General features: G+C 35.6%; 10 protein-coding genes. 3 read left to right on the plus strand and 7 right to left on the minus strand.

Annotated features, from left to right (window positions below):
- Positions 1-6 precede the first annotated feature (6 nt).
- The 7 genes from GJU32_RS10000 to GJU32_RS10030 all read right to left on the minus strand — a co-directional run bounded on the left by GJU32_RS10000 (position 7) and on the right by GJU32_RS10030 (position 9586).
- A complete protein-coding gene (locus GJU32_RS10000; RefSeq protein WP_155591795.1) occupies positions 7-1665 on the minus strand; it encodes a DUF5666 domain-containing protein in 1659 nt (552 codons plus the stop codon).
- A gap of 141 nt (positions 1666-1806) precedes the next feature.
- Positions 1807-1980 (minus strand): YjfB family protein, encoded by a 174-nt coding sequence (locus GJU32_RS10005; protein ID WP_155591796.1) that lies wholly within the window; start codon positions 1978-1980, stop codon positions 1807-1809.
- Positions 1981-2121: 141 nt separating this feature from the next.
- On the minus strand, positions 2122-2703 hold the full coding sequence (gene yihA, locus GJU32_RS10010; protein WP_155591797.1) for a ribosome biogenesis GTP-binding protein YihA/YsxC: 582 nt from the start codon (positions 2701-2703) through the stop codon (positions 2122-2124).
- Positions 2704-2707: 4 nt separating this feature from the next.
- Positions 2708-5032: an endopeptidase La gene (gene lon, locus GJU32_RS10015; protein ID WP_155591931.1), complete on the minus strand. Its 2325-nt coding sequence runs from the start codon at positions 5030-5032 to the stop codon at positions 2708-2710.
- Between the two features lie 230 nt (positions 5033-5262).
- On the minus strand, positions 5263-6534 hold the full coding sequence (clpX, locus tag GJU32_RS10020; protein ID WP_155591798.1) for an ATP-dependent protease ATP-binding subunit ClpX: 1272 nt from the start codon (positions 6532-6534) through the stop codon (positions 5263-5265).
- A gap of 660 nt (positions 6535-7194) precedes the next feature.
- The gene (gene tig, locus GJU32_RS10025) at positions 7195-8484 is read right to left on the minus strand and encodes a trigger factor (protein WP_155591799.1); all 1290 of its coding nucleotides are present in this window, start codon (positions 8482-8484) and stop codon (positions 7195-7197) included.
- Positions 8485-8602: 118 nt separating this feature from the next.
- Positions 8603-9586 (minus strand): CDC27 family protein, encoded by a 984-nt coding sequence (locus GJU32_RS10030; RefSeq protein WP_155591800.1) that lies wholly within the window; start codon positions 9584-9586, stop codon positions 8603-8605.
- Positions 9587-9799: 213 nt separating this feature from the next.
- On the opposite strand from GJU32_RS10030, the gene GJU32_RS10035 reads away from it, so the two are divergent.
- The 3 genes from GJU32_RS10035 to qoxA all read left to right on the plus strand — a co-directional run bounded on the left by GJU32_RS10035 (position 9800) and on the right by qoxA (position 13076).
- Complete coding sequence (locus tag GJU32_RS10035) at positions 9800-10264, plus strand: hypothetical protein (RefSeq protein WP_155591801.1); 465 nt, start codon at positions 9800-9802, stop codon at positions 10262-10264.
- 247 nt (positions 10265-10511) lie between these two features.
- A complete protein-coding gene (locus tag GJU32_RS10040) occupies positions 10512-11354 on the plus strand; it encodes a DUF2785 domain-containing protein (RefSeq protein WP_155591802.1) in 843 nt (280 codons plus the stop codon).
- Between the two features lie 828 nt (positions 11355-12182).
- Entirely contained in the window at positions 12183-13076 is an 894-nt protein-coding gene (gene qoxA / locus GJU32_RS10045) for a cytochrome aa3 quinol oxidase subunit II (RefSeq protein ID WP_155591803.1), read from the plus strand.
- The last annotated feature ends 17 nt before the right edge of the window (positions 13077-13093 follow it).

Here is a 13093-nt window from a genome sequence, read left to right on the forward strand (position 1 = left end):
TTTACTTTAATCTACTAAAATAAAATGAGCTTTCACAAATCGATCTGATAATACAACTAAACGATCAGATGGTTGTAAGTCAGAAGCTTGAATCACTTTACCTGCTTTAATCAGTGTCGCTTGGTCAATATTCATATTGACCATTTCCCCCGCTTCATACCAACGACCATTTTGCCATTGACTAACACTCTTGACGTTAATAACAGCAGGGTAAGTAGATTTTACAGACTGTAGCTTCCCTGCAAGCATTAATGGTGCAACAGGCTTAGCATTATTTAAAATATGAAGTGCTTGTACATGACCTTCCTTCACATAGAAGTAACCATAGTCACCTTCAGATAAGTAAAGTTCAATATCTGGCATCACATTATATGTTTTATTGCCGTCATCCACCTTCGCTTTTGTCGAATTACTTACCGACAATACAGTACGTTCTGTTTTCTTGAAAACATTCGATTCAATTTTCATTGCATCGTCAATTTCAATTAAGTAACCATCAGCCTGAGATAAGCGTCCATAGTATAATTCATGACCAGCTAAGTTTGGTGACATAAAGCTATCACTTGTTACTTGTACCACCTGTGCATAATGATCACGCGCAGCACCGTCCGCAACAACAAAAGCAGTACCATATGCCATTAATCCTGTAGGCTCAATTAAACGTCCATTACGAATTAAAATGGTGCCATTATGGAAGTACATTGTACCTGCTGTTTTCAATTTCAATAATTGGTAATCTGTATCCACAGACAGCATTGGTTCGTAATATGTTCGTTCATTATTTTTCAATACTACAATTTTTTCAATTACTTCTTTACCAAATTGTTTAACCGTTGCATAGTACGCTTCACTACCGATATAATTTTTCAGCTGACCTTTCTCCACTTTCGTATTGCCAACATATATTGGCACTTTGGATGTAAATGGCATTGTTGAAAGATCATTTGTTGTTTGAGAGCCAAATTGCCAGTTAACAAAGGCATGTTGATTTTTCACCGTTAATTTATTGGCATTAGGATTGACCGCTTGAATTTCGCCCTTATATAAGTTTTCCACTAATGTACCTGTTTCACTAATAGCTACTTTTGTCACGAGCGAAGTATTTTTATTTTTGAAACTTAATTTAACTCGATCCCCAACATATAACGCACTTATATCCGTTGCTGAAGATCCTTTTTGATAATTGGTATCTTTATTTATATAATAAGTCGTTTCTGCACCAACATCTGGCTTTACCATAATAAATAATCCATTTGGATCAATACTCGTTACGACACCAGCTGTCGTTTTACTGCTACCTTCTGCTGATGGTACATTTGTTTCTGTTGGCGTATTAGATGTACCTCGAAGTTCAACAACACTTCTTAGAGAAATTTCCGCTTCAACTTCCATTCCCATCTTAAAGCCCTCAATAGTCGTAGACGTATTATTAATATATAAACGAGTGTTCTTATTAATATTGAATGTCACTGTTCGCCCACGATCATTTTGCAAAGTCACTTTGCTAAGTTGCTTTTCAATCGTACCATCTGGCTTTGTATATTCTGAAAACGTTACATCAACAAAGGTCCCAGTAACTAGTTGGGCCGCTTTTGCAGGTTGGTTAAAGGAAAAACCAATCACTATCAGTAACATGATCATGAGTATGTATGAATATTTTTTCAAAAATCCTGCCTCCTTGCTAAATATTAGTAATAAATAGTATATCGTATTATTGGTAGCTTTTCTTATTAAATAGTTACATTTTTAAATCTATTACTAACCAAAAGTAGAGGTAGCTTTCGATTTCAAGCTACCCTGCCTGCTTCATACTTGAATATCAATTGTATGTCCTGCTGTCGGATGTGGAGCATCTAACATTTCAACTAGTTGTTCTGAGTTTTGTTGTTGCATCTCCATTGCCTGTTTTGTTACAGCAAGAGATACATTTTGCATAAGTGAAGCTTGATTCATTGCAATCGATAAAGCTGCGATATCCATATAGTCCACCTCCTATCTAATTTATCGGACAAATATTTTAATCATCAAGCGTTTTCCCTAATTTTCTACATTTCCTCCTGCTGAAAATGCAAAAAAAAACATCTACTGTCCTAACGATTAGACACAATAGATGTTTTTCCATTACATTTTATTTTCGATCGTTCTCCAAGCTTCTTCAAAGCCAAGACCCGTTTCTGAAGAGAAGACAATAAGTGGATCATTTTTGTCCATCTCCAATGTCTCTTTGACAATCTTTTTATGTTTATCCCATTTACCTTTTGGAATTTTATCTGCCTTCGTTGCAATCACAATGCAAGGAATATTATAGTGCTTTAAAAAATCATACATCATGCAATCATCATCTGTCGGAGGATGACGCAAATCTATAATTTGTACAACAGCTTTTAATTCCTGGCGCCCTGTAAAGTAGCGCTCAATCATTTTTCCCCACGCTTCACGCTCAGTCTTAGAAACCTTTGCATAACCGTAACCCGGAACATCCACAAAAAACAATTGTTCTTCAATTTTATAAAAGTTAAGGGTTTGTGTTTTACCAGGCTTAGAAGAAATACGTGCTAAAGCTTTACGTCCGATCATTCGATTGATGAAGGAAGACTTCCCGACATTCGAACGACCAGCTAATGCAAATTCTGGCAGTCCATCTTCTGGATATTGGTCTGGTCGTACCGCACTAATGACCATTTCGACATTATGGACTTTCATTTTTCTAAAAACCTCCGTCCAGTGCATAAGCTAATACTTCATCAGCAGATGACACTAGTTTAAATGTTAGTTGCTCACGCACACTATCAGGAATATCTTCTATGTCACGTTCATTATCCTTTGGACAAATAATAGTCGTTAAGCCTGCACGGTGAGCACTTAATGTTTTTTCTTTTAAGCCGCCGATTGGTAATACACGACCACGTAATGTAATCTCACCAGTCATCCCTACTTCACGGCGGATCGGCCGATGTAGAATAGCGGAGACAATGGCTGTTGCCATTGTAATACCAGCTGAAGGTCCATCTTTAGGTACAGCACCTTCTGGAACATGAATATGAATATCATGTGTATCAAAATATTCTGCATCCACATTGAGTTGTTCCATTTTTGTGCGAACATAGGATAATGCTGTTTGAGCAGACTCCTTCATGACTTCACCTAGCTTACCAGTAAGCTGTAACTTCCCTTTTCCTGGTGTTAAGGAAACTTCTATTTGTAACGTGTCACCACCAACTGTTGTATAGGCAAGCCCAGTAGCGACACCTACTTGATTTTCCTTTTCGGCTTGTCCATAACGGAAACGATGTTTACCAAGTAAATCTTGTACCGACTTTGAGCTAACTGTTACTCGTTTTTTCTCACCAGAAACAATTATTTTGGCAATTTTACGACAAAGTGTAGCGATTTGACGCTCTAAACCACGTACTCCTGCCTCACGTGTATAATACCTAATAATATCAATGACCGCTTCATCCTTAATAATGACCTGCGTTTTTTTCAAACCATGTTCTTTCAGTTGTTTTGGTATTAAATGATTTTTTGTAATTTGAGCTTTTTCGATTTCCGTATAGCCCGCAATAGAAATTACTTCCATACGATCTAATAATGGTCCAGGGATACTACTCAAATCATTGGCCGTTGCAATAAATAACACATTTGATAAATCGTATGATTCCTCAATATAGTGATCACTAAATGTATTGTTTTGCGCCGGATCTAAAACTTCTAGCATTGCTGCTGCAGGGTCGCCTCTAAAATCGTTAGACATTTTATCGATTTCATCTAATAAAAATACCGGATTAATGGTACCTGCTTTTTTCATTCCTTGAATAATACGACCCGGCATTGCGCCTACATACGTACGTCGATGCCCACGAATTTCTGATTCATCACGAACGCCGCCTAACGAAATACGAATAAATTTTCGATCTAAGCTTTCCGCAATAGAGCGAACTAATGATGTTTTACCTACTCCTGGTGGTCCCGCTAAGCATAATATAGGTCCTCGTAGCGAATTTTTCAGCTGACGTACAGCTAAATATTCTAGAACACGTTCTTTTACTTTTTCTAATCCATCATGATCTCGATTTAAAATGTTCTCAGCATGTTCAATATTCATGCGGTCCTCTGTTGCATTTGTCCATGGTAATGAGATGAGCCAATCAATGTAATTGCGAATAACACCGCTTTCTGCACTAGCTCCAGGTATCTTTTCATATCGATCTAATTCTTTCAGTGCCGCTTCTTTTGTCGACTCGGGCATACCTGCTTCTTCGATACGTTTACGTAATTCCGCTACTTCTCCCGTTTTTCCTTCGCGGTCTCCCAACTCTGTTTGAATAGCTTTCATTTGTTCACGTAAATAATATTCCTTTTGCGTACGCTCCATTGATTGCTTTACTTTAGAATTAATTTTCTTTTCAAGATCCAACACTTCTTGTTCATCATGCAAACGAATAATTAAGTGATCTAGTCGTTTTTTTACATGAAGCATTTCTAATACTTCTTGTTTATCCGCAATCTTAAATGGCAAATGAGAAGCGATAATGTCTGCTAAACGTCCAGGTTCTTCAATATCCGTTACAGTATTGATTGTTTCAGTCGTAATTTTATTGGAGGATTTTGCATATTTTTCAAAATAGGTCAATAAAGTACGCATCAACGCTTGCGTTTCTACATCTTTACCTATCGGTTCCTCTTTAATATCAATATCCACAACTGTATACTTTTCTAACGCACGATAGTTTTCCCATGTAGCACGAGCAACCCCTTCTACTAAAATACGCAACGTGCCATTCGGTAATTTTAACATTTGTTTAACATAAGCAATTGTACCAACTGAATACAAATCTTGCTCTTCAGGCTGTTCATCGTGCATTTCTTTTTGTGTTACCAAAACAATCATTTGGTCCTCTAACATCGCCTGCTCTAGCGCCGCTACAGAACGATTTCTACCCACATCAATATGTAACACCATCGATGGGAATACTAAAAGTCCACGTAAAGGCAATAATGGTACATTTGTTGTTTTTTGTATTGTCACCATGCGGGCATTCACCTCCGTCAAAATTTTCATGTTCACATCCCGCGCTACTAGTATGTGTTTAAAAAATTGATTCACACTAATTATTGAAGCGAGCCAAAAATTTCTTCAAGTTACAGCTGGCTTTATGTAGGAATGAATAAAAAGCTGACTGTCGATATGTGCCAATATTGCACAATCGAAGTCAGCTAATTACTCTCTATCTCACAACCGTAGACAGCCACGTCTATTCGTTATGCTGAAGTTTTAGTATCGCTACCTTCATCGAGTTCAGTGCCATCTTCAAGAAGCAATTTCGGTTTTTCTTTATCCGTAATTGTTTTTGCTGTAATGATACATTTTTTTACGTCTTCACGTGAAGGCAATTCGTACATTACATCAAGCATTGTTGACTCAATAATTGAACGAAGACCACGTGCACCTGTTTTACGCTCAATCGCTTCCTTCGCAATTTCAACAAGAGCACCTTCATCAAATTCAAGCTCAACACCATCTAGTTCAAGCATTTTTTGATACTGCTTGGCTAGCGCATTTTTTGGCTCTGTTAGAATTTGTATAAGTGCAGCTTCATTTAATTGCTCTAAACTCGCAAGTACAGGTAATCGACCAATGAACTCTGGTATTAGACCAAATTTCAGTAAATCCTCAGGAATCAACTTGGACATGATAGAACCTTCATCGATGTCTACTTTATTCGGATCTGAACCAAATCCAATTATTTTTTCACCCTGACGGCGTTTAATGATGGATTCAATGCCATCAAATGCACCCCCAACGATGAATAGAATATTGGTTGTATCGATCTGTAAAAATTCTTGATGAGGATGTTTTCGTCCTCCTTGTGGTGGAACACTTGCAACTGTCCCCTCTAGAATTTTAAGAAGTGCCTGCTGTACACCTTCGCCAGATACATCTCGTGTAATGGATGGATTCTCCGACTTACGTGCAACTTTATCGATTTCATCAATATAGATAATCCCTTTTTCAGCACGTTCGATATCATAATCAGCTGATTGGATTAACTTTAATAAAATATTTTCAACGTCCTCACCAACATAACCTGCTTCAGTTAGGGAAGTGGCATCCGCAATTGCGAATGGAACATTTAATATACGTGCTAACGTTTGAGCTAATAAAGTTTTACCGCTACCAGTTGGGCCGATTAACACAATGTTCGATTTTGCTAATTCAACATCATCAATTTTACTATTTGTATTGATGCGTTTATAGTGATTGTAAACTGCGACTGCCAATGCCTTTTTAGCACGCTCTTGTCCAATTACATACTCATCTAGAATCGTTAAGATTTCTTTCGGTTTTGGGATATCTTGGAATTCGATTTCCTCTTCTACACCTAGTTCCTCTACAACGATTTCTGAACAAAGTTCGATACATTCATCACAAATATAAACACCTGGACCTGCAACTAATTTACGTACTTGTTCCTGTGGTTTTCCACAGAATGAGCATTTTAAATTGCCTTTTTCATCATTAAATTTGAACAATATGTTTCACCCCTATTCAAGCAACAATCTTACAAGATTATTGAACCTTTATCAAATAAATTGTCTGCATCATTTACGCCTCAGCATTTATGCATGTGTAGATTATAACTCATTGTTATGTCATTTACTTCATTTGTCTTTCAAAGCATACTTTAGGACCCTGCTTACTTCACTACCTTACATCGCCACAAAGTTACAGCTCTTCACGCAAGACACGTCGTAAACTACTGATATCTACATAGTTTTTTATAAATCTACTTACAGTCATCTACAGTAGGCTTATTCCATTTAAAAATAAGTAATTATATTTTTATTATGGCCTTTCTGAATGAAGTTACATTTAGCATCGTATTAATTTCGCCTTGACTCCTGCCAATGGCTTTATCTTCATTCAGTCGGCATTTGAACACATACTAAAAAAGGATTAATAGACATACATCGCACCACCTGAAGTGATGGGAATTTTTTGTACCTGACGCTATGGTTTCGATACAAAATATCTGCTGAATGAAGATAAAAACTAAAACAATACTATGTATATGTGAAGTATAAAAGTGAACTAAACTTTAAGGGGACTGATATTTAAGAGTTTATGTGATAAAACAAGGCACGGTTTAATGCCGTACCTTGTTTTTTTTAGCTATCTAGTTACACAAAATCTTATTCAGTAATTTTAGCGTTTTCTACTAAAAATTCAACTGTTTTTTGGATTTTGATGTCGTTTTCAAGTACTGCTGTACCACCTAAAGCACCTGTGATTTGATCTTTTGTCATGTTGAATTGAGCAGCCATTTTTTCTAATTCTGCTTCAATATCAGCTTCAGTTGCTTCAATTTTCTCAGCTTCAGCAATAGCTTCAAGTGTTAATGATACACGTACACGGCTTTCTGCTTCTTCTTTCATTTGGCCACGTAAGTCTTCTTCTGATTGACCAGAGAATTGATAGTATAGATCTAAGTTCATACCTTGCGTTTGTAAACGTTGACCAAACTCTTGTAACATACGATCAGTTTCAGAGTTAATCATACCTGCTGGTACTTCAAAATCAGCATTTTCAGCTGCTTTTTCTACTAGCTCATCACGAAGAGCTGCGTCTGATTCTGTTGCTTTTTGAGCTACAGTTTGTTCTTTAATTTTAGCGCGTAGAGCTTCTACACCCTCAACTTCTGGATCTAATTCTTTTGCGAATTCATCATTTAACTCAGGAAGAACTTTTGTTTTAACTTCTTTCACTGTTACTTTGAAAGTAGCTTCTTTACCAGCTAATTCAGCTGCATGGTATTCTTCTGGGAATGTTACAACAACATCTTTAGATTCACCAGATTTAATACCTACTAATTGCTCTTCAAACCCAGGAATGAAAGAACCTGAACCGATTTCTAGTGGATAGTCTTCACCTTTACCACCTTCAAAAGCTTCTTCACCTACGAAACCTTCGAAGTCAATAACTGCTGTATCACCTTCTACGATTGCTTCATTTTCTTTGATTTCAAGCTCTGCTTTACGAGCTAATTGTTCTTGAATTTGAGCATCTACTTCTTCATCAGTTACTTCTACTGGAAGTTTAGCAACTTCTAAGCTTTTGTAGTCACCAAGTTTTGGTTCTGGTTTTACTGTAACTTGTGCAGTAAATGTGAAATCTTGACCATGTACAAAGTTTTCTGTACCAGAAATTTCTGGGTAATCAACTGGCATAATACCAGCTTCATCAATTGCTTTTGCATATGAATCAGGAACGATGATTTCTAATGCGTCTTGGTATAGAGACTCAATACCGAAACGTTGTTCAAACATTTTACGAGGCATTTTACCTTTACGGAAACCTGGTACGTTAATTTGTTTTACAACTTTTTTGAACGCTTGGTCCATTGCTGCATCTACTTCTACAGCAGGTACTTCTATTGTAAGAGTACCGATATTACCTTCTTGTTTTTCCCATTTTGCTGACATGTATAAATACCTCCAAATAAATAATCAAGTTTAGATGTTAGACAATTCATTCGTAACTACGATTTTGACAACCATTTCAGTATAACATAGATGTGTATAGTTTCAACTTATTTCATACCTAATGTAGTTCTGTTAGCTTTTCTAACATTTGTAAAAAGTCGATAATTTCATAGTCCATTTCTTGCACATTTCCCAGCATTGCTAGTACAAAATCGATATAACTATAGGCAACATCATCGGCTTCAAACGGGTGCCATTCAAACGGATACGTTACAATGGCATGTCTCGCCATTAAATATTGTACCATCTCTAGTGTCGTTGGGTCTTGTTCTAACTTCATTTCTATAATATTTTTTATTTCCTTATACTGTGGTAACTGGTTAGGCAATACTAACTGAGCAGGATTAATGACCTTTGTTTGATTAAATTTTGACACGGTAACATCAATGGCTACTTCTTGTTCCACTAGTAAAATTAATGCTAAGCTTTGAACAAAAGCGTGGATCGTTGAACATTCAATAATCGCTTTCAGTTCTGTTTTTAATTGTCTTACATTCGTATCCATAAGGCGATGCAATCGTATGGATTGCTCATCTGGTGTTAACGCACAAAAATTCGTTAGCTCATATTCCTGCTCCTCTATTAATCGTTGTGCATTTTCCTTTTTTTCTAGATTTTTAGACACTTCACTATTCAAGCTTTTTAAACGTTCAAATTTTTCAACTTGGTCATGAGGCAATACATTTTCTTCAAGAAGGGTTGAAATTAATGTCTCCACTTGATGGTATTCTTTTAACTGCATGCATATGGTAATGTACAATTCCATGACTTCAACATACAATGTCGTTCCCATTGCAAACAGCTGCTCACAAACACTTTTCGCTTTGTCATAGTCCTTTAATTCATATAAAGCAAATGCATAGGCACTCAGAGCAAATTCATCTCCAGTTTCATACACAAATGCCTTTTCAAAACATGCAACCGCTTTTTCATATTGATAATTCTCAGCAAACATATGTCCTTCACGTATTAAGGTTTGGACAGCGCCTGGAAAAACAACAATATTGTCATGTTTAATGACATGACGCTTTCGTTTTGTCATTTTTCTCACCTCTTGAGTTCTATTTTCCATTTCGGTTATTTACTAAAAAATCCACAAGTTTCTTATTTTTAACAAAAAAATATTGCTTTTGCATTCATATTTTGTAATAAATTGTATTATAATTAGAATAATCTAAAATTTATTACAATTCGCAGGCGATTATCATTGGTGTCTGCATCAAGAAAATCAAGTTCTTAACAAGGAGTGGAATCCATGCAATTACTAGATACAATCACAGAATTTGATCATTGTATCTCATCTGCATTCGAGGCATTATCAATTAAAGTCATTTCATTTTCTACAACGGATGGACCTTTTCAAGATAACCCGATAGAATTTGAAATTTTAACACGCACCAAAATTGACGTCTACACACAAGAAGCCTGCACTTATATTTTACGTATTCAAGGTTGTATTCCTGGCTCTATTGCACTTGGTCATCAAAATGAATCTCTTTCCATAATTCCTCAAAAAGTAAACATTGAATGTAATTACAAACTGTTACATATTGATAAAAAAGATATGCAACAAATTTTACTACATCCAGAGCCAAATCGTCATTATAGTGAATGGCTCATTGACGCAATCAAAAACACCAACATTCTTGTCGAGTTAAAGACAAACCAGCACACATATACAGAATGGCCAATCGGCATTAAGTCAGCGGTCATAATCTAGAGCGTTAAGACATACTTAAATAGGTATGTCTTTTTTTGCTCTCATTTAAGCTTTACCATTTTGTTGCGTTTCTATCATAACAACTTTCTATAGTTTCTGGAAATAATATTGTAAAAGTTGTCTTTTACAATTGTTCAAAGCGAGGACATTTTTTCAGCTATCTAAATGAAGGCTTCAATTTTATCAATTTGAATTTAAAGGAGCTATAATATATAGTACAAAAATTATTATGGGGGCATATTAAAACATGCATATTAAAGAAACATTACAGTCTTTTTCTACAATGACACTTTCTGAACGCCAAACATTTATGTTGCAGCATAGTGATTGGTTATTACAAGAAATGTTAACGCATATTGGTTCAATTGATGCAGAATTACGGGATCATTACATTTATCGTACTTTCGTTGATTTATTGAGTGATAATTTATTGACACCACAACAACTACAATATTTATTTGAAACAGCAACTAGCGAGGACTTCTTATACTTACATATCGGTGAAAAACCAACAGATAGTGTCTTTACACGTTCGTTTTCTGCTCTACTTGTTGCAGGTCTCCTTGCAAAGGATGCTGAATTACTTGTATTAAACGATGACGACTTACAAATTTTCTTTAAAAAGATTGGACGCTATTTATTATTAGAACAAGATACGAGAGGGTATGTACAAGGTAAAGGTTGGGCACATAGTATTGCACATGGTGCTGATTTAGCTACAACAACAATTAAACATCCAAAATTCGATTTACAATTTGCGCCATCCATCTTACACGCTTTAAAGCTTGTTACTTGGAAAGACACTGTCTATGTCAATGATGAAGAAGAACGTTTAATCAACATAGTAGACGCGTTATTGAATCAAAATTACTCAGAGGAAGCACTGATTGAATTTGTTGAACAGGCTTTTGATAAATTTGAAATGCATTTAATGACACAAGGCTATAATGAGTATTTCTTTAGCGGACGAACTTGTACATTAAACTTTATGAAAACATTGTATTTTTCTTTAAAAATGAATAATAAAGCTCCTCAACTGCAAAACGCTATTTACGGACAAGTAGCTAAGTGGTTGAAGCTTGGTGATTGACAATCAATTTAAAAAATGCTGATTTACTCCACATCTTTCTCCATCACATAAAAATTTTCTAAAATACTAGCAAACTAGGACTTCTCTTAGTTTGCTTTTTACTTTCCGAGTAGAACAAATAGAGTAAAAATATGGAAATAAAAGAAAGGTTAATATTATATTAACATAATTAATACACTTCCCCAATTATTCCCTTTCCACTCATTCCTTTCATTGAAAATTCATCCTATTGTTTCCACAAGATCTCATTGTGTGTACTCCCTTTTTTTAAAAAAGGCAATTAAAAAGTGTTCATACTTCTGATGAGACTTAGATTTTATTACAAAACAGCGTCTAAAATGTGAAATGCGATTTTTCACAAAAAAAACTATTTACTTAGTTAAACATGATGAATTCAGTATTTGCAACGTTTCCACAGTGTTTAATAATATAAACCTTTAAATACCAATACTAAAATAACGATTTTTGTTCAAAAAATGTTCAAATTCAATGTCTCTTTACTATCTTTTTCATAACAAAATTATGTTTTTTCTTAAAAACAGAGCGTATAATCCTATGTGCAAACAACGACAAATTGTGACATTCGTAGATAACAAAGTACGTATTATGAAACGATTGCACAGATCATTGAATTTGCTAACGCTTGCATCAGATCAATCAACACTAGATTTTATGTTTCATATTGAACCATGCCATTGTAAATTCTTATGTTGTTGATTGATACCCCAAGATAAAAGAGGTGACCTCAGTATCTACTATTTGTAAATGTGAGACTGACAAAAAACACATGAATTTTATGAATAGCCGTTCTATAGAAAGGAGTCAAACATGAAGAAAAAATTAAGTTTAATGTTTGTAGCATTGAGTGCTCTTGCTCTTCTCGCTGGATGTGAACCATTAACAGTATTCAATCCAAAAGGACCAAATGCCGAAACATTATCAAACACAATTATCTTATCCATTATTACAATGGCCTTTATATTACTAGTCGTGTATGTGCTTTTAGCCTTTATGCTAACAAAATATCGCGCATCAAAAGCACCTGCAGATTATGAGCCTCCTCATGAAGAGGGAAGCCATCTTCTAGAAATTACATGGACAGTAATTCCAATTATTATCGTAGCATTCTTGGCTGTTGTTACTGTAAGAACAACATCTACAGTAGAGGCTCAACCAGCAGGCTATGACGATAAAGAACCTTTAGTTATTTATGCATCATCATCAAACTGGAAATGGCACTTTAGTTATCCTGAAGAAGGTGTTGAAACGGTTAACTATGTAAACCTTCCTATTGATCGTCCAATCGAGTTTAAGCTTTACTCATTTGGTCCAATTACAAGTTTCTGGATTCCTCAATTAGCAGGTCAAAAATATGCCATGAGTGATATGTTAACAACTATTCACCTTGCAGCAGATGAAGTTGGTTCATTTATGGGACGTAACTCAAACTTTAATGGACGTGGCTTTGCAGAGATGGAATTTGAAGCACAATCTATGACACAAGAAGACTTCGATAAATGGGTTGCTGATGTGAAAGCAAAAGAGGAACCATTAACAGAAGAAAAATTTGATGAGCTATTAAAGGCAGAACATGTTGGTCGCCAAAGCTTCTCATCTACACACTTAGACTTCAGTCCAGCTCCAATGGAACATGGTAAACACATGAATATGGACGATACGGATCATGAGGATACATCTGAGGAACATTCAGGTCATCACTAATCTTTAATTCGAACGAA

This window comes from Lysinibacillus cavernae (genome assembly GCF_009724685.1).
Taxonomy (GTDB): Bacteria; Bacillota; Bacilli; order Bacillales_A; family Planococcaceae; genus Lysinibacillus; species Lysinibacillus cavernae.